Here is a 17102-nt window from a genome sequence, read left to right on the forward strand (position 1 = left end):
GTGGCGGGAGGGCGGTCCGCCGGGAGCGGCTAGCCTGAGGCACATGGACGCTCGGGGGCCCGCCGGTGGGATGCCGCGGCGCGCGTTCCTCGCGGCCGCGCTCTCGGGCGCGGCCCTCACGCTCGCCGCGTGCACCGACGGTCGCCCCGATCCCACCGGGTCTCCGGGGCCGACGGGCACGCGCACGTCGACCCCGACGTCGACGCCGGGCGGGGTGCCGCAGCCCGTCGCGTTCCGCCGTTCCCGCTGGACCGCCGACCCGTTCGTCCGCGGCGCCTACAGCTTCGACGGCGTGGGAACCACGGACGACCTGCGCACCGCCCTCGGCGAGCCCGTCGAGGGCCGCCTGGTGATCGCCGGCGAGGCGACCTCGGCCACGGCACCCGGCACGGTCCACGGGGCCTACAACGAAGGGCTCCGCGCCGGGCGCGTGATCGCGGAACTCGCCGAGGAGGGCGACCGCGTCGCCGTGATCGGCGCGGGCATCGCGGGGCTCGCCGCCGCCCGCACGCTCGCCGACCGCGGCATCGACGTGGTCGTGATCGAGGCGTCGGACCGGCTCGGCGGCCGCCTCCACTCGGTCGACGACGACGACTTCGCCGGGCCGGTGGAACTCGGCAGCCCGTTCGTGTCCGACCTGGCCACGATGCGATCGGTGCTGCGGAGGGCGGCGGTACCGACCCGGCGGTTCACCCCCGTGCTGGAGGCGCGCACGCCGAACGGCGCCAACCTGGGCACGCCTCCGCCGACCGGCACCGCCGCGATCGCCGCGGCACACGAGTGGGCGCTCGCCCAGCCGTCGGACGTGTCCCTCACCACCGCGCTCGTCGACTCCGGGGTCGTGCCGCTCCCCGGCGAAGCCGACGACCTCGGGCTCACGCCGACGGACTGGCTCCGCCACGCCCTGTCGACCGGCATCGAGCCGGCCACCGGGGCGACGGCGACGCGCCTGTCCGCGCAACGCCTCGACCTGGGACGCGTGTGGCGCCCGACGGGCCAGGTCACAGGCGGGTGGTCGGGGCTCCTCGAGACGCTCGCCGATGGCGTCGACATCGCGGGCGCCAGCGTCGTCACGGACGTGGTCCTCGACGACCGTGGCGTGGGGTTGCGCCTCGACTCAGGCGAGTCCATCCGCGTGCAGCGTGCCATCGTGACCGCCTCGGTCGGCGTGCTGCGGACCGACACGATCGCCTTCGACCCGCCGCTACCGCTCCGCCACCAGCGGGCCGTCTCGCTGCTCGGAATGGGCGCGGTCGACCTCGTCTGGCTCCGGTTCGACACGCCCTTCTGGCGGTCCGAGACGGATGCCGCGCCGGGCCCCCTCCCCGGGCGCGGCGCGCCCAACGTGCTCACGGTCGTCGGCGAGACGCCGACCGTCGCGGCGTGGCTCGACCTCGGCGACGATCCGCGGCGGCCGATGCTCGTCGGGGTCCTCGCCGCCGAGCACGCGCGTCGGGTCGCCGCGATCGACGACGACGACGAGGCGCTCGACGTCGTGCTCGACGCCCTCGCACCGTTCGTCGCGACCTAGCGGACGCCCCGGGCCCCTATCGCCGGTCCGCTCCGACGAGCCACTCGGCGGGCGAACCGGGCGCGGATGCGGCATCCGCTCGCGCCGCGGCATCCGCTGCTTCGACCTCGAGCCGCCGCCGGTGGATGCGCTGCCGGAGCCCGCGCCGCTCGAGGCGCCGGTGGACGGCCACCAGCACCGACGTGAGGGCGACGAAGATGAGCAGCACCATCGCGCAGTACGCGGCCACGCCGCCGTAGCCGCCGACCTGCGTCTCGTCGAGGAAGAAGTACGGGTACCAGCCGATCTGCCCGCCGCGCAGGAGCGTGTACACGAGCCACACCGAGGGGAAGAGCAGCACGAACCCGATGGTCGACCACGGCACGGGCGGATTCACCGCGAGGATCGCATCGATGGTCCACGCGATGAGGGCGAGCACGGGCACCACGAAGTGCAGCAGCGTGTCCGACCAAGGGATGTCGAGCCGGTAGTCGCGGCTCGACGCCTGCGCCGCGATGAGCGCGAACACGACCCCGGAGACGAGGAGGTAGACCGTGACCATCGTGCGGAAGGCACCGAGCCACACCGGATCCCGCGGGCGGAACCAGGCGAACCAGGCCGCGACGAGGAGCGTGGCCACGGCGAGCATCGCCGACTGGATGGTGAAGTAGCTGAAGAAGTTCACCGACGCGAACAGCGGGAAGCGCAGCACGTACTCGTAGTTGCCGACGAGCGCCACGATCTCGAGCACGGCGATGCCGAGCCGGAAGGCGCCCAACCCGCGCCTCGCGGTCGTCACCCCTGCGGCGGAGCCGGTGACGGTCGCGGGCATGCCCTCACGTTACGCGCCTCGCACCCGCACTCGCTGGGCGCCCCGCGCCGGTGCCGTCAGTCGAGCGGGCGCAGGATCCGGTCCAGGAACCGCCGGGTGCGCTCCTCGCGCGGGTTCGTGAAGATGTCGCGCGGTGCGCCGCGCTCGACGATGACGCCGCCGTCCATGAACAGCACCTCGTCGGCCGCCTGCCGAGCGAAGGCGAGCTCGTGCGTGACGACGACCATCGTCCAGCCCTCGTCGGCGAGCTCCTTGATGACGTGCAGCACCTCGCCGACGAGCTCGGGGTCGAGCGCGCTCGTCGGCTCGTCGAACAGCAGCAGGTCGGGCTTCAGGGCGAGCGCGCGCACGATGCCGACGCGCTGCTGCTGCCCGCCCGAGAGCTGGAACGGGTACTGGTCGCGCTTCTCGGCGAGGCCCACCCGGTCGAGCAGCGCCTCGGCGGCCGCGATCGCCTCCGCCTTCGGCACGCGCTGCACCCGGATCGGCCCCTCGACCACGTTCTCGAGCACGGTCATGTGGGGGAACAGGTTGTGGTGCTGGAACACCATCGCCGAGCGGTCGCGCATCGCGATCCGGTCGCCCTTCGAGACCGGACGCGAGAAATCGATCGTGGGCCCGCCGTCGAACGCGAGCTCGCCGCCATCCGGCGTCTCGAGGCCGTTGAGCGCACGCAGCACCGTCGTCTTGCCCGACCCGCTCGGGCCGATCAGGGTCACCACGTCGCCGCGACGCACCGAGAAGTCGATGCCGCGCAGCACCTCGTGGTCGCCGAACGACTTGCGGATGCCGCGTGCCGTGAGCAGCGTGGCGGCCTCCGCCGGCGCGGCGTGATCAGTGGGCGACATAGCGGTCCAACCTCTTCTCGAGTCGCGCCTGCCCGCCGGAGAGCGCAAGGCAGATGATCCAGTAGAGCAGGGCCGCCTCGAGGTACACCAGCATGAACTCCGTGCTGAATGCCGCGATCTGCTGGGCGACGCGGAACATCTCGGTCACGAGGATGAGCGAGGCGAGCGAGGTGTCCTTCACGAGCGAGATGAACGTGTTCGACAGGGGCGGCACCGACACCCGCGCCGCCTGCGGCAGGATGACGCGGCGCAGGGTCGTCGCCGGGGACATCCCGATCGTGTACGCCGCCTCCCACTGCCCCTTCGGGACCGACAGGATGGCGGCTCGGATGATCTCCGCCGCGTACCCGCCGACGTTGAGCGAGAACGCGGCGATGGCGCTCGGCCACGGATCGATGGTGATGCCGATCGAGGGCATGCCGTAGAAGATCACGAACAACTGCACGAGCAGCGGGGTGCCGCGGATCACGGAGACGTAGAACCGGGCGATGCCCGACACGACCCGGTTCTTCGACAGCCGCATGAGCGCGACGACCAGGGCGAGCGCGAGCCCGAGGGCGAACGACGCGAGCGCGAGCGGAATAGTGCCCGTCACGGCGCCCACCGCCAGAGGCACGACCGAATCGAGCAGGAGCTGCACGTTCTCGTTCACTCGGCTCACGTCCTTCCGGCGACGACGGATGCCGCGGGCGCGGCCTTCCGCCCAATGTTGCCACCCGCGACGAGTGTCGCCGCTCCCGCGTCGTCACGCGGCGGGAGCGGCGACACTCGGATACGGATTACTCGGAGACGTCGGCGCCGAAGTACTTCTCGCCGAGCTCGGCGAGCACGCCCTCCTCGCGGAGCTCCGCGAGCGCCTCGTCGATCGCCTCGACGAGCGCCTCCTTGTCCTGCGTGAGGGCGAACGCGCTCTCGGAGGTCTCGTCGGTCTCGACGGCGACCTCGATCGCGGCATCCGGCGTGGTGTTCAGGTAGTCGAGGAACGTGAGCTCGTCGTTGATGGTCGCGTCGACGCGGCCCTGCTGCAGCAGTGCGACGGCCTGAGCCCAGCCCTCGACGGCCTCGACGTTCGCGCCCGACTCGGTCGCGAGCGCGTACCAGTTGCTCGTGAGCGACTGGGCGGTGGTCTTGCCCTCGAGGTCGTCGAACGACGAGATCGACGTGTCGCCCTCGTTGACGACGACGACGCCGCGCGAGACCGTGTACGGCTCGCTGAAGAGGTACTGCTCCTCGCGCTCCGGGGTGATCGAGACCTGGTTCGCGATGACGTCGAAGCGGCCCGCGTCGAGGCCCGCGAAGATCGCGTCCCACTGCGTCTCCTGGAACTGCACCTCGAGCCCGAGCTTCTCGGCGACGGCCTCGGCCACCTCGACGTCGTAGCCGACGAGGTCGCCCGAGCCGTCCTCGTGGAAGCTGAACGGACGGTAGGTGCCCTCGGTGGCGACGGTCAGCGTGCCGGCCTGCACGAGGCCGTAGTCGTCGCCCGCGGCATCCGTCGACCCGGAGCCGGAGCCGCTGTCACCGCTCGAGCAGGCGGCGAGCGCGACGACGGCGGCGGATGCGGCGGCGAGGCCGAGGATCGTGCGGGTGCGGGTCATGGATGGTGCTCCGTTCGTGACGTGGTGGCGGTTCGGCGTGGTGGGCCGGATGCCGCGGGACGTGGTGCGACTGCCGGTTCGAGTCCAGCAGGCTGCGGCCACGGGATGAAACCGGATGACGCCGCGTTTCCATTCCCGATCCGCACGATTCACGGACGATCGGCGGCAAGCCCCGCGATCCCGGCTCGCCACCGGCCTACACCGGCGCGCAACGGACGCGCAACCGGCGGCGCCCCGGCCGCCGCCGTGGCTAGGCTGGCCGCCGTCGTGGGGCGGATCCCCTCGACGAGGTGCCCCCACACCGAAGGAGACCCCCATGCTCACCCTGTCCTGGCTGCTCGTCATCGCCCTGGCCGGCGGCATCGCCGCGCTCGTCGACGGCATCATGCGCGCCCGCGGTCGTGGGACGAACGTCGTCGCGATCATCGAGATCGTCGTCGCCGTGCTGTTCCTGCTCTCGCTGTTCGTCACGGGAATCCCGTTCGGGTCGCTCGTGCTCGGCATCATCCTCGCGATCGTGCTCGCCGTCCTGCTCTTCCTGCGCGGCAGCGCCCGCCGCGGCGGCATCGCCCTCACCGTCGTCGCGCTCGTGCTCGTGGTGCTGTGGATCGTGCTCTCGCAGGGCTGGATCGTCATCCCCGGGGTCAACTGACCCGCGCCCCGCTCCACCGAGGCCGGCATCCCCGCGGGGTGTCGGCCTCGGCCGTCGGTGCCCAGTACGCGCGCCCGAGGCGGCGGAGCGCCGGACGCGACTCAGAACGCGTTGAGGCCCGTGAGCGCGCGCCCGATGACGAGCTGGTGCACCTCGTCGGTGCCCTCGTAGGTGCGCACCGACTCGAGATTCGCCGCATGACGCATCACGGGGAACTCGGACGTGATGCCGTCGCCGCCGAGGATGGCCCGCGCGTCGTGCGCGATCCGCAGCGCCTCGCGCACCGAGTTCAGCTTGCCGACCGAGATCTGCGCGGGCGTGAGCGCGCCGCGCTCCTTGAGCCGTCCGAGGTGCAGCGCGAGCAGCACGCCCTTCTCGACCTCGACGAGCATGTCGGCGAGCTTGGCCTGGATGAGCTGGTTCGCCCCGATCGGCTTGCCGAACACCTCGCGCGACATCGATCGCGCGAGCGCCGCCTCGAGGCAGGACCGCGCCGCGCCCATCGCGCCCCACACGATGCCGTAGCGCGCCTCGTTGAGGCAGCCGAACGGCCCCGACAGCCCGCGGGCGCCCGGCAGCATCGCGTCGGCCGGCAGCCGCACGCCGTCGAACGTCACGTCGCACTGCACCGAGGCGCGCATCGAGAGCTTGCCGGTGATGGGCGTCGCCGTGAAGCCCGGCGTCGAGGTCGGCACGAGGAACCCGCGCACGACGCCGGCGTCCTCCCCCGCGTCATCCGCCACCTTCGCCCAGACGACCGCGACGTCGGCGAGCGAGGCGAGGCCGATCCACCGCTTGGCGCCGTCGAGCACCCACTCGTCGCCCTCCCGGCGCGCGACGGTCGTCATCGCCGCGGGGTCGCTGCCGCCCTGCGGCTCGGTGAGGGCGAAGCAGCCGATGAGCTCGCCCTTCGCCATGCCGGGCAGCCACCGCTGCTTCTGCTCCTCCGAGCCGTACTTGTGGATGGCGCTCATCGCGAGCGAACCCTGCACCGAGACGAAGGTGCGCCATCCGGAGTCGGCCGCCTCGAGCTCGAGGCACACCAGCCCGTATGCGACGGCGCCCGCTCCGGCGCATCCGTAGCCGCTCAGGTGCATGCCGAGGAACCCGAGCTCGCCGGCCTCGCGCACGAGCTCGCGGCGGAAGACCTGGTCCTCGAAGTCCTGCTCGATGATCGGCGCGATGCGCTCCTGCGCGAAACGGCGCGCGCGATCGCGCCACTCGAGCTCGTCGTCGGTGAGCAGGGCGTCGAGGTCGAACACGGCGTCGATGCGCGGCGCGGTGACGATCGGGGCGGCGGTGTCGGTCATGGTGGTCCTTTCGCGGTTCGAGGTCTCGATTCGCGCTGCGCGCTACTCGTCCAGCGGGTTCGTTCGGCGCCAGTCGGCGCCGCGGTCGGCGTCGAGCCGCGGGGGCGGCGAGTGGTAGCCGGGCGGCGCGGCGGCGAGGCCGATCGGGTTGGCCACCGACCGCACGCCGTCGAGGTGGACGACGGGGGCGAGCCCGAGCCGGTCGGCGAACGCCAGCGCCTCCCCCACGTCGTTCACGAGGCCCGACGGCACGCCCGCATCCGTCAGCACCTCGACCCAATGGGCAGCGGATGCCGCGGCGAGCGCGCGTCCGAGCTCCTCGTGCAGCGCGTCCCGGTGCCCGACCCGGGCGGCGTTCGTCGTGAACCGCTCGTCGTCGGCGAGCGCCGGAGCCCCGAGCAGCCGTGCGAGCGTGCGAAACTGCCGGTCGTTGCCGACCGCGATGACGAGCTCCCGGTCGGCGGCGCGGAACACCGCGTACGGGGCGATGCTCGGGTGCGCGTTGCCGAGCCGTCCGGGGGCGCGACCCGTCGCGAGGGTCGACCCGGCCTGGTTGGTGAGCGCGGAGAGCAGGCTCTGCAGCAGGTTCACCTCGACGTGCGCGCCCTCGCCCGTGGCGTCCCGCCGCCGCAGGGCCAGCAGGATGCCGGCGACCGCGTTCTGGCCGGTGAGCACGTCGACGAGCGCGACGCCCGCCTTGGTGGGGTCGCCGTCGGGCGCGCCGGTGATGCTCATGAGCCCGCCGACCGCCTGCACGAGCAGGTCGTACCCGGCGAGCGCGGCGCCCTCGCCGGCACCGAACCCGGTGATCGAGCAGTACACGACGCCCGGGTTCGCGGCGCGCACGTCGTCGTACGCCAGTCCGAACCGCGCCATCACCCCGGGCCGGAAGTTCTCGACGACCACGTCGGCGCTCGCGGCGAGCCGTCGCGCCTCGGCGAGCCCCGCGGCATCCGTGAGGTCGAGCGCCACCGAGCGCTTGTTGCGGTTCACGCTCGCGAAGTACGTGGCCTGCCCGTCGGGCCCGACCGGCGGATGCCACTGGCGGGTGTCGTCGCCCGCGGGCGGCTCGATCTTGACGACGTCGGCGCCGAAGTCGGCGAGCAGCATCGTCGCGTACGGTCCGGCGAGCACGCGCGAGAAGTCGGCGACGCGGATGCCGGCGAGCACGCCGCCGCCCGCACGCTGCTCCGTGTGCGCCATCCGCCCTCCTCGGCCGATCCGGACCGCTCGAGCCGATCCGCTCGCCACGATACCCACGCCCCCGGGGACCCCTCCTGTACAGGATGTCCAACGCCGGTCGCGGATCCGCCACCGCGTCGATCGCGCGGGCAGGATCTCCGCTTAGGCTTGGGAGTGGCGTGCACCGTCGTCGCCGACCGGGTGGCGAGTCACGTGCACCATCATCCAGAGGAGTCCCATGACGAACTACGCCGTCGTCAACCCGGCCACCGGAGAGACGGTCAAGACGTACCCGACCATCACCGACGCCGAGCTGGAGGCCGCGATCGCCGCCGCCGACGAGGCGCACCGCACCTGGTCGAAGTCGACCACGGTCGAGGAGCGCGCCGCCCTGATCCGCCGCGTCGGCGAGCTGCACGTGGAGCGCCGCCAGGAGCTCGCGGAGATCATCGTCCGCGAGATGGGCAAGCCCATCGAGCAGGCGCTCGCCGAGGCCGACTTCGCGGGCGACATCTACACGTACTACGCCGACAACGCGGCCGAGTTCCTGAAGGACGAGCCCATCGAGCTGCAGGGCGGCGAGGGCTCCGCGGTCGTGCGGCGCTCCTCGCTGGGCGTGCTGCTCGGCGTGATGCCGTGGAACTTCCCGTACTACCAGGTGGCGCGCTTCGCCGGCCCGAACGTGATCATCGGCAACACGATCCTGCTGAAGCACGCCGAGCAGTGCCCCGAGTCGGCCGAGGCGATCCAGCGGATCTTCCGCGACGCGGGCGCCCCCGAGGGCGTGTACGTGAACATCTACGCCTCGCACGACCAGATCGAGCGGGTCATCGCCGACCCGCGCGTGCAGGGCGTGTCGCTCACCGGCTCCGAGCGCGCGGGCGCCGCGGTCGCCGCGGTCGCGGGCAAGCACCTGAAGAAGGTCGTGCTCGAGCTCGGCGGTTCCGACCCGTTCATCCTGCTGTCGACCGACGACCTCGACGAGGCCGTGCAGAACGCGGTCGACGCGCGTCTCGACAACAGCGGTCAGTCCTGCAACGCGGCCAAGCGCTTCATCGTGATCGACGAGCTGTACGAGCCGTTCCTCGAGAAGTTCACGGCGAAGATCGCCGAGGTCGAGGCGACCGACCCGACCTCGTCGGACTCGGCGCTCGGTCCGCTGTCGTCGCTGCGTGCGGCCGAGGGCCTCGCCGAGCAGGTCGAGCGCGCCGTGCAGCACGGCGCGAAGCTCGTGCACGGCGGCGGCCGCGACGGCGCCTTCTTCCAGACCACGGTGCTGACGGATGTCGCGAGCGACAACCCCGCGTCGAAGGAGGAGTTCTTCGGGCCGGTCGCGCAGGTGTACCGCGCGAAGGACGAGTCCGAGGCGGTCCGCATCGCGAACGACATCCCCTTCGGCCTGGGCTCGTACGTCTACACGACCGACCAGGAGCAGGCGCTCCGCGTCGCCGACCAGATCGAGGCCGGCATGGTCTTCGTGAACGTCGTGCTCGCGGATGGCGCGGAGCTGCCCTTCGGCGGCGTGAAGCGCTCCGGTTCGGGCCGTGAGCTGGGCCGGTTCGGCGCCGACGAGTTCGTGAACAAGAAGCTCATCCGCATCGGCTGATCGCCCCGTCCGACGCGCCCCGCGGCATCCGCTGCGGGGCGCGTCGTCGTCTGCGCGGCGCCGTCCGCGGCGTCGTCTGCACGGCGTCGTCGCTTTAGCGGATGCCGGGGTCGATGCCCTCGGGCGCACCCGGGAACTGCACGTCGAGGCCGGCCTCCTCGGCCGCGGCGGCCGTCGCGCGCAGCAGCCGCTCAGCCACTTCGCTGACGTAGGTCACGTCGTCGAAGTCGAGGCGGAGGGTGCGCGCGTCGACGTGCTCCACGAGCCGGCCTGCGTCGTGCACGACCTGCTCGGCCGCCAGGAAGTCGAGCTCGCCGCGAAGCTCGAGCGTGACCGAGCGGGTCTCCTCGTCGACCGTCGCCGACCCGACGGGCGACGCCGGGACGCGCAGGTGGTCGAACATGTGCAGGCCGAAGCGGGCCGACAGCTCTTCGAGCATCGCGACCCCGCGGAGGCTGTTGCCGGCCTCGTCGAGGGGCGGGCTGAACACGCCCACGCCGAACTCGCCGGGCCGCACGGCGACGATCCCGCCGCCGACGCCCGACTTGGCCGGCATCCCGACCCGGAACGCCCAGGACCCGGAGCGGTCGTACATGCCGCACGTGGCCATGACCGAGAGCGTGTCGCGGGCGGCCCGCTCGCCCACGACGCGGTCGCGCGTCAGCGGGTGCACGCCGCCGTTCGCCAGCGTCGCCCCCATGAGCGCGAGGTCCTCGGTGGTGACGATGAGCGAGCACTGGCGGAAGTACGGGTCGGTCGCGCTGTCGACGTCGTCGGTCGCGAGCGATCCGGCCGCGAGCGCGAGGCCCGCGAGCGCCCGGTTGCGGTGGCCGGTGTCGGCTTCCGAGGTGTACACCTCCTCGTCGACGTCGAGCTCGCGGCCGGCGAATCGCGACAGCGCCTCGTGGATGCGTGAAAACCGCTCCTCGGCGTCCGCCGCCGGCACGAGCGAGGTCGTCACGATCGCGCCGGCGTTGATGAACGGGTTCTCGGGCCGACCGAGCTCGTCGAGGCTGATCGCGTTGAACGGCTCGCCGCTGGGTTCCACGCCGACGCTGCGGTGCACGGCGTCGGTGCCGACCGTCTCGCACGCGAACGCGTACACGAACGGCTTCGAGGCGGACTGGATCGTGAACCCGACCCCGGTGTCGCCCGCGCCGTACACGCGTCCGAGCACGCTCGCGACCGACACCCCGAACCGGTCGGGGTCCACGTCGGCGAGTTCCGGGATGCCGTCGGCGACCTTCCCGCCGTCGACCGACTCCACGACCCGGCCGAGCGCCCGGGTGAGCTCCTCGTCGACGGCGGCGCCCAGGAGCCGCGGCCGCTCGTTGCCGCTCACCGGCGACCGCCGACGGACGCGTCGATCTCGTCGCGCCGCAGCGACACGAGTCGTTCGACCAGGTCATCGGGCAGCGGATGCTGCGGGGTGAACCGGATCGTGCCCTTGGCCGTGTCGAACCCCGCCAGCTCGTCGGCGAGCGCTGCGATCACGGCGGGACTGAACGGGTACAGCCCGAGGTGCGCCTTCGCCTGCATCACCGAGAGCAGTGCGGCGTCGCGGTAGCGCAGCGCCGGCATGCCGTAGCCCCGGCCCTCGACCGCGTCCGGGATGGTCGCCCGCGCCACCCGGTACACCGCCGCGATGGCGGACCTCGCCGGTTCGTCGAGCCCCGCCACGTACTCGTCGACCTCGCCCATGCGGCTCATGCTACGCGGGGCTCGCGCGGCGGCATCCGTGCGTCGCCGGGTCGGCGGGTCTACCCTCGGGACGAGGGGGTCGCATGATCCGACAGCGCGTCATCGTCCACGGCCGCGTGCAGGCGGTCGGCTTCCGGTTCAGCGCGCGCGTCGAGGCCCAGCGGCTCGGCGTCTCCGGATGGATCAAGAACCGCTCGGACGGCGCCGTCGAGGCCGAGATCGAGGGCGAGGCCGCCGCGGTCGACGCCATGCTGTCGTGGCTCGACGAGGGCCCGCCCGGTGCCGACGTCACCTCGATGAGCACCGCCGACCTCGCGCCGACGGGCGAGCGGGGCTTCCGCGTCGTCAGCTGACGGATGCCGCCGCCCATGGCCCGCGGCGCGTGACGTCCGGCGGGGAGCGTGTCAACGCCTGTCGGTCCGAGGCGTGCCGGTCTTGACTGGGACGGTCGGCGGTCGACGACTGCCGGCGGACCGAGAGGAGGTGCCCATGGCCGAGGGCGATGTCGAGACGATGTCCAAGCGCGGACAGTGGGTCAACCGGGTGATCGGCGAGCCCGAGCGCTCGCGGAGCTTCCGCACGCGCGACGAGGCGATCGACGCCGGGCGCGAGCTCGCCGCGTCGCTCGGCACCGAGCACCGGATCATCCCGGCGGAGGAGACCGGCGTGATCACCGATGAGGACGAGGCGGGCGCGGACGACCGCGCGCGAGCAGAGGAGGCGGACGCATGACCGATCGACGAGACGACTTCATCGAGGCCGACCGGGAGGCGAAGGAGACCGTGGTGAACGACGCGGTCGCGGGCGAGACCGTCCTGCCGGGCACCGGCGACGGCAACGACGGGCCGACCGGTGGGTCGCCCCGCGAGCAGGAGCCGATGTACGCGGACAACGACCTGGCTGGCGAGGAGATCGACCTCGACGACGCGCCGGAGTCGACCGAGTAGCCTCCGGGAACGACGAGGGGCCCGCCGGCGAACCGGCGGGCCCCTCGTGACGAGTCAGGCGACTCAGATGGCGTTGACGTCCAGCGGGATGCCGGGGCCGAACGTGGTCGACACGGCGCCCTTCTGGATGTAGCGGCCCTTGGCGCTCGACGGCTTGAGGCGGACGACCTCCTCGAGCGCGGTCTTGATGTTGTCGTTCAGCTGCTCCTGCGTGAACGAGGCCTTGCCGACGACGAAGTGCACGTTGGCGTGCTTGTCGACGCGGAACTCGATCTTGCCGCCCTTGATGTCTTCCACGGCCTTGGCCGGGTTGGGGGTGACGGTGCCGGTCTTCGGGTTCGGCATGAGGCCGCGGGGGCCGAGGACCTTGCCGAGACGACCGACCTGGCCCATGAGCTCCGGGGTGGCGACGGCCGCGTCGAACGCGGTGTAGCCGCCGGCGACCTTCTCGATGAGCTCGGCGCCGCCGACCTCGTCGGCGCCCGCCGCGATGGCGGCCTCGGCGGCCGGGCCGGTCGCGAAGACGATGACGCGGGCGGTCTTGCCGGTGCCGTGCGGGAGGATGACGGTGCCGCGCACCATCTGGTCGGCCTTGCGGGGGTCGACGCCGAGCTTCAGCGCGACCTCGACGGTCGAGTCGAACTTCGCCGAGCCGGTCTCCTTCGCGAGCGCGACGGCGTCGGTCGGGGTGTAGTACTTGCCGGCCTCGATCTTCTCGGCCGCGGCCCGGTAGGCCTTGGACTTCTGTGCCATGTTGGTTCTCCTTGCGAGAGTGTGGTCATCGCGCCTGGCGGGCGCTGCCACGAATGAGAGTTCTGTGGTGACGGATGCCGCGTGGCATCCGTCAGCCCGGTGGTCGAGTCGGCGCCAAGCGCCGTACCGAGACCCGGGCGAGTCGGCTATTCGACCGTGATGCCCATCGAGCGAGCGGTGCCGGCGATGATCTTCGACGCGGCGTCGATGTCGTTGGCGTTGAGGTCGACCATCTTGGCCTCGGCGATCTCGCGGACCTGGTCGGCCGAGATCTTGCCCACCTTGGTGGTGTGCGGGACGCCCGAGCCCTTGGCGACGCCGGCGGCCTTCTTGATGAGCTCCGCGGCGGGCGGGGTCTTCAGGACGAAGGTGAAGGAGCGGTCCTCGTAGACGGTGATCTCGACGGGGATGACGTTGCCGCGCTGCGCCTCGGTGGCGGCGTTGTACGCCTTGCAGAACTCCATGATGTTGACGCCGTGCTGACCCAGCGCCGGACCGATCGGCGGGGCGGGGTTGGCGGCGCCGGCCTTGATCTGAAGCTTGATCAGACCCGTGACCTTCTTCTTCGGTGCCATGATTTCTCTCTTCCTGTTCGAACGCCCGGCCTGGGCCGGGGCACTCTCCCGCAGGTCCCGGCGGTTCCGGGTTGCGGTGGTCTGTGGTGTGTGCGGAACGCAGCACAACCCTCCGATGATACCGGAGGGTCGCTGCGCGGATGCTGTGTTCGGTTTAGAGCTTGGTGACCTGGTCGAAGCTGAGCTCGACCGGCGTCTCGCGCTCGAACAGCGAGACGAGCACGGTGAGCTTGCCGCTCTCGGGCTTGATCTCGTTGATCGTGCCGGGCAGGCCCGCGAACGAGCCGTCCTTGATGGTGATGGTCTCGCCGATCTCGAAGTCGACCTCGGCGGGGATCTGGCGCGCGGCACCGCCCGCGGCGGCACCCTTCGCACCCTTGGCGGGAGCGACGTCCTTGATGTCGACGAGGCTCTTTAGCATGTTGAAGGCCTCCTCGAAGCGGAGCGGCGTCGGGTTGTGCGCGTTGCCGACGAAGCCGGTGACGCCGGGAGTGTGGCGGATGACCGACCAGCTCTCCTCGTTGAGGTCCATGCGGACGAGCACGTAGCCGGGCACGCGGACGCGCGTGACCATCTTGCGCTGGCCGTTCTTGATCTCGACGACGTCCTCCATCGGGACCTCGACCTGGTGGATGAACTCCGCCATGGCCATGGTCTCGCGACGCTGCTCGATGTTCGCCTTCACGCGACGCTCGAACCCGGCGTAGGAGTGGACGACGTACCACTTGCCCGGGAGGAAGCGCAGCTCGTTGCGGAACGCCTCGTAGGGGTCGTGCTCCTCGTCCTCTTCGGTCACGGCCTCGAATGCGGCCTCGGCCTCGTCGGCGGAGTCGATGTCGAGGGCGTCGTCCACGACGGCGTCGGCCTCGGGGTCGGTCGCCTCGGCCAGCGAGTCGAGCACGGCGTCGAGGTCGACCTCGGTGCCCTCGTCGTCGACGACGTGCACCGCGCGGTGCTCGGCGGGCTCGACCGAGTCCTCGTCGTGCTCCTGCGTGGCGCCCTCCTGGGCCTCCTCGACCTCGGACGACTGCTCAGCGGCCGTGGCCCAGTCGACGTCTTCGCGCTCGTTCCTCGACACTGTTCCTCAATCCTTCTCTTCTGCCGTGCCGCCCGGAGACGGCGGCGGGTATCGGGCCGACGGCCCGATCAGACCCCCGGCTGTCCGAAGACGTACAGAACCAGCCAGCCGAACACCTGGTCCATACCCCAGACGATCGCCATCATGATCACCACGAACACCAGCACGACACCGGTGAAGGTGAACAGCTCCTTGCGCGTCGGGGTGACGACCTTCTTCAGCTCGCCGATGACCTGCCGGATGAACAGGGCGATCCGGGCGAAGGGGTTGCGCCGTGCCGCGCGTTCGCGCTTGGCATCGGCGACGATCTCCTCGCTGGGTTCGTCGATCACTTTCCGGGCCACTCGTACACCTTTCATGGGCCGGCCGACGCCGGCCGGCTCGCAGGGCGGACAGGACTCGAACCTGCAACCTGCGGTTTTGGAGACCGCTGCTCTACCAATTGAGCCACCGCCCTATGCGACCCGCAACCGGCGGATCACATGGATCGAAGCCGCCGATCCCGTTCCTCCCGACGGGCGGTGACCCGGAAGAAGGCGCAGAAGATCTTGGCTGACTTCAACAACCTCACCAAGTGTATGCGACGCCGGGAGCGGCACCAAACCGCCCGGAATCCCGCGGGACGAACGTCCCGCCCGCGGCATCCGCCTCGGGATTACCGTGACGCGCGTACGGCGAGCGGGCCGGAGGCCGCCCCGCCACCGCACGGAAGGGGGCACCGCCATGAGCACTCGTTCCGCCGCGGACGAGGTCCGCGTGACCGGTTGGATCGGCTGGGGCTGGTTCGCCGGGACCATCCTGCTGATCGCCGGCGCGATCGACGCGATCTACGGCTTCATCGCCATCCTGCAGCCCGACGCGTACTTCGTCGTGACGAGCGGCACGCTGTTCCTGCTCGACGTGTCCGGGTGGGGCTGGTGGCACCTGATCCTCGGGATCGTCCTCATCCTCGTCGCGCTCGCGCTGTTCACCGGCGCCACGTGGGCCCGCGTCGTCGCCGTCGTGCTCGCGTCGCTGAACGCGGTGGGCCACGTCTTCCTCCTCCCGGCCCAGCCGTGGTGGTCGCTCATCGTCATCGTGCTCGACGTCTTCGTCATCTACGCGCTCACCGTCCACGGCAGGGAGTTGGCCGTCCGGAACGACTGAGCACAGGGCGCGCCCGTGGGGGCGGGCGCCGGCGCCGCGGCTGGGGGCACTGCCGCGGCGCCGCTCCGTGCGGGCGGGCGGGCTCCCCGCGGCATCCGCTGACACGGACGGGCGCAAACCCTAGGCTGGTCGCGTGAACGAACAGCGACGTCTCTCAGCCCGCATCGCCGCCATCGCCGAGTCCGCGACCCTGAAGGTCGATGCGAAGGCGAAAGCCCTGCAGGCCGAGGGCCGCCCGGTGATCTCGTACGCCGCGGGCGAGCCCGACTTCGCCACGCCCGAGCACATCGTCGAGGCCGCGCTCGAGGCGGTCCGCGACCCGCGCAACCACCGGTACACGCCCGCGGCGGGCCTGCCCGACCTCCGCGAGGCCATCGCAGCGAAGACCCTGCGCGACTCCGGGCTCGAGGTCGGCATCGGCCAGGTCGTCGTGACCAACGGCGGCAAGCAGGCGGTCTACCAGGCCTTCCAGGTGCTGCTCGACGAGGGTGACGAGGTGCTCGTCCCCACGCCGTACTGGACCACGTATCCCGAGGCGATCAAGCTCGCGGGCGGCACGCAGGTCGACGTGTTCGCCGGCAGCGACCAGGGCTACCTCGTCACGGTCGACCAGCTCGAGGCGGCGCGCACCGACCGCACCAAGGTGCTGCTGTTCGTCTCGCCCTCGAACCCCACCGGTGCGGTGTACTCGCCCGAGCAGGTCCGCGAGATCGGCGAGTGGGCGCTCGAGCACGGCATCTGGGTCGTGACCGACGAGATCTACCAGAACCTCACGTACGCCGACGACGAGGGGGGGCCCGCGCCGCGGGCCGTGTCGATCGTCGAGGCCGTGCCGGAGCTCGCCGACCGCACCGTCCTCGTCAACGGCGTCGCCAAGACGTACGCGATGACCGGCTGGCGCCTCGGCTGGATGGTCGGCCCCGCCGACGTCATGAAGGGCGCCGCGAACCTCCAGTCGCACCTCACGTCGAACGTGTCGAACATCTCGCAGCGCGCGGCGATCGCGGCCCTCACCGGGCCCCAGGAGCCCGTCGAGCGGATGCGGCAGGCCTTCGACCGCCGCCGGCGCCTGATCGTCGCCGAGCTGTCGAAGATCGACGGCATGGCGGTGCCCGTCCCGCAGGGCGCCTTCTACGTGTACCCGGATGTCACGGGCCTGCTCGGCCGCGAGTGGGACGGCGTCACGCCGACGACCTCCCTCGAGCTCGCCGACCTCATGCTCGAGCGCGCCGAGGTCGCGGCCGTGCCCGGTGAGGCGTTCGGCCCGAGCGGGTACCTGCGGTTCAGCTACGCGCTCGGCGACGAGCCGCTGCTCGAGGGCGTCCAGCGCCTGCAGCGCCTGTTCGGCTGACCCGGGTGCCGCC

Annotated in this window: 20 protein-coding genes and 1 tRNA gene; 8 read left to right on the forward strand and 13 right to left on the reverse strand. The window is 71.7% G+C overall.

What is annotated here, in order from left to right; genetic code table 11:
* The first annotated feature begins 43 nt into the window (after nucleotides 1–43).
* Entirely contained in the window at nucleotides 44–1531 is a 1488-nt protein-coding gene (locus tag AVP42_RS17010; protein ID WP_082847350.1) for an FAD-dependent oxidoreductase, read from the forward strand.
* Between the two features lie 16 nt (nucleotides 1532–1547).
* On the opposite strand, the gene AVP42_RS15755 is transcribed toward AVP42_RS17010, so the two are convergent.
* The 4 genes from AVP42_RS15755 to AVP42_RS15770 all read right to left on the reverse strand — a co-directional run bounded on the left by AVP42_RS15755 (nucleotide 1548) and on the right by AVP42_RS15770 (nucleotide 4788).
* Entirely contained in the window at nucleotides 1548–2342 is a 795-nt protein-coding gene (locus AVP42_RS15755) for a Pr6Pr family membrane protein (RefSeq protein WP_067950729.1), read from the reverse strand.
* Nucleotides 2343–2398: 56 nt separating this feature from the next.
* Nucleotides 2399–3190: an amino acid ABC transporter ATP-binding protein gene (locus AVP42_RS15760; protein WP_067950731.1), complete on the reverse strand. Its 792-nt coding sequence runs from the start codon at nucleotides 3188–3190 to the stop codon at nucleotides 2399–2401.
* Nucleotides 3177–3842, reverse strand: coding sequence for an amino acid ABC transporter permease (locus tag AVP42_RS15765; RefSeq protein WP_067950733.1), 666 nt, complete (start codon nucleotides 3840–3842; stop codon nucleotides 3177–3179). The genes AVP42_RS15760 and AVP42_RS15765 overlap by 14 nt, the downstream gene beginning before the upstream one ends.
* 127 nt (nucleotides 3843–3969) lie before the next feature.
* Entirely contained in the window at nucleotides 3970–4788 is an 819-nt protein-coding gene (locus AVP42_RS15770; protein ID WP_067950735.1) for an amino acid ABC transporter substrate-binding protein, read from the reverse strand.
* A gap of 316 nt (nucleotides 4789–5104) precedes the next feature.
* Here AVP42_RS15770 and AVP42_RS15775 point away from each other — a divergent pair, with 316 nt between their 5' ends.
* Complete coding sequence (locus tag AVP42_RS15775; RefSeq protein ID WP_067950737.1) at nucleotides 5105–5440, forward strand: hypothetical protein; 336 nt, start codon at nucleotides 5105–5107, stop codon at nucleotides 5438–5440.
* Nucleotides 5441–5541: 101 nt separating this feature from the next.
* Here the strand turns inward: AVP42_RS15775 and AVP42_RS15780 are convergent, their stop codons facing one another.
* Both AVP42_RS15780 and AVP42_RS15785 read right to left on the reverse strand, forming a co-directional pair.
* Nucleotides 5542–6750 (reverse strand): acyl-CoA dehydrogenase family protein, encoded by a 1209-nt coding sequence (locus AVP42_RS15780; RefSeq protein ID WP_067950739.1) that lies wholly within the window; start codon nucleotides 6748–6750, stop codon nucleotides 5542–5544.
* 42 nt (nucleotides 6751–6792) lie between these two features.
* Nucleotides 6793–7953, reverse strand: a complete 1161-nt coding sequence (locus AVP42_RS15785) for a CaiB/BaiF CoA-transferase family protein (protein WP_067950740.1) — start codon at nucleotides 7951–7953, stop codon at nucleotides 6793–6795.
* 217 nt (nucleotides 7954–8170) lie between these two features.
* Here AVP42_RS15785 and AVP42_RS15790 point away from each other — a divergent pair, with 217 nt between their 5' ends.
* A complete protein-coding gene (locus AVP42_RS15790; protein WP_067950742.1) occupies nucleotides 8171–9538 on the forward strand; it encodes an NAD-dependent succinate-semialdehyde dehydrogenase in 1368 nt (455 codons plus the stop codon).
* Between the two features lie 94 nt (nucleotides 9539–9632).
* Here the strand turns inward: AVP42_RS15790 and glsA are convergent, their stop codons facing one another.
* Both glsA and AVP42_RS15800 read right to left on the reverse strand, forming a co-directional pair.
* Nucleotides 9633–10880: a glutaminase A gene (gene glsA / locus AVP42_RS15795; RefSeq protein ID WP_197467053.1), complete on the reverse strand. Its 1248-nt coding sequence runs from the start codon at nucleotides 10878–10880 to the stop codon at nucleotides 9633–9635.
* The gene (locus AVP42_RS15800) at nucleotides 10877–11239 is read right to left on the reverse strand and encodes an iron chaperone (protein WP_067950743.1); all 363 of its coding nucleotides are present in this window, start codon (nucleotides 11237–11239) and stop codon (nucleotides 10877–10879) included. The genes glsA and AVP42_RS15800 overlap by 4 nt, the downstream gene beginning before the upstream one ends.
* Nucleotides 11240–11322: 83 nt before the next feature.
* Between AVP42_RS15800 and AVP42_RS15805 the strand changes: the two genes are divergently transcribed.
* From AVP42_RS15805 to AVP42_RS15815, 3 genes are all read left to right on the forward strand, one after another.
* Complete coding sequence (locus AVP42_RS15805) at nucleotides 11323–11592, forward strand: acylphosphatase (RefSeq protein WP_067950745.1); 270 nt, start codon at nucleotides 11323–11325, stop codon at nucleotides 11590–11592.
* A 136-nt stretch (nucleotides 11593–11728) separates the two neighbouring features.
* Nucleotides 11729–11971 carry a DUF2188 domain-containing protein gene (locus AVP42_RS15810; RefSeq protein WP_067950747.1) on the forward strand — a complete coding sequence of 81 codons (243 nt, stop codon included), beginning with the start codon at nucleotides 11729–11731 and terminating at the stop codon, nucleotides 11969–11971.
* Entirely contained in the window at nucleotides 11968–12186 is a 219-nt protein-coding gene (locus AVP42_RS15815) for a hypothetical protein (protein ID WP_067950749.1), read from the forward strand. Before AVP42_RS15810 ends, AVP42_RS15815 begins: the two co-directional genes overlap by 4 nt.
* A 63-nt stretch (nucleotides 12187–12249) precedes the next feature.
* On the opposite strand, the gene rplA is transcribed toward AVP42_RS15815, so the two are convergent.
* From rplA to AVP42_RS15840, 5 genes are all read right to left on the reverse strand, one after another.
* On the reverse strand, nucleotides 12250–12939 hold the full coding sequence (gene rplA / locus AVP42_RS15820) for a 50S ribosomal protein L1 (RefSeq protein ID WP_067950751.1): 690 nt from the start codon (nucleotides 12937–12939) through the stop codon (nucleotides 12250–12252).
* Between the two features lie 146 nt (nucleotides 12940–13085).
* Nucleotides 13086–13514 carry a 50S ribosomal protein L11 gene (gene rplK / locus AVP42_RS15825; RefSeq protein ID WP_067950753.1) on the reverse strand — a complete coding sequence of 143 codons (429 nt, stop codon included), beginning with the start codon at nucleotides 13512–13514 and terminating at the stop codon, nucleotides 13086–13088.
* Between the two features lie 154 nt (nucleotides 13515–13668).
* On the reverse strand, nucleotides 13669–14592 hold the full coding sequence (gene nusG, locus AVP42_RS15830; protein ID WP_067950755.1) for a transcription termination/antitermination protein NusG: 924 nt from the start codon (nucleotides 14590–14592) through the stop codon (nucleotides 13669–13671).
* Nucleotides 14593–14660: 68 nt separating this feature from the next.
* Nucleotides 14661–14936: a preprotein translocase subunit SecE gene (gene secE / locus AVP42_RS15835; RefSeq protein ID WP_067950757.1), complete on the reverse strand. Its 276-nt coding sequence runs from the start codon at nucleotides 14934–14936 to the stop codon at nucleotides 14661–14663.
* A 40-nt stretch (nucleotides 14937–14976) separates the two neighbouring features.
* Nucleotides 14977–15049, reverse strand: a tRNA-Trp gene (locus AVP42_RS15840).
* A 266-nt stretch (nucleotides 15050–15315) separates the two neighbouring features.
* Between AVP42_RS15840 and AVP42_RS15845 the strand changes: the two genes are divergently transcribed.
* Entirely contained in the window at nucleotides 15316–15738 is a 423-nt protein-coding gene (locus AVP42_RS15845; RefSeq protein WP_067950759.1) for a hypothetical protein, read from the forward strand.
* A 133-nt stretch (nucleotides 15739–15871) separates the two neighbouring features.
* Nucleotides 15872–17089: a pyridoxal phosphate-dependent aminotransferase gene (locus AVP42_RS15850; protein WP_067950761.1), complete on the forward strand. Its 1218-nt coding sequence runs from the start codon at nucleotides 15872–15874 to the stop codon at nucleotides 17087–17089.
* The last annotated feature ends 13 nt before the right edge of the window (nucleotides 17090–17102 follow it).

The sequence above is a fragment of the Agromyces sp. NDB4Y10 genome, assembly GCF_001620055.1.
Classification (GTDB): Bacteria; Actinomycetota; Actinomycetes; order Actinomycetales; family Microbacteriaceae; genus Agromyces; species Agromyces indicus.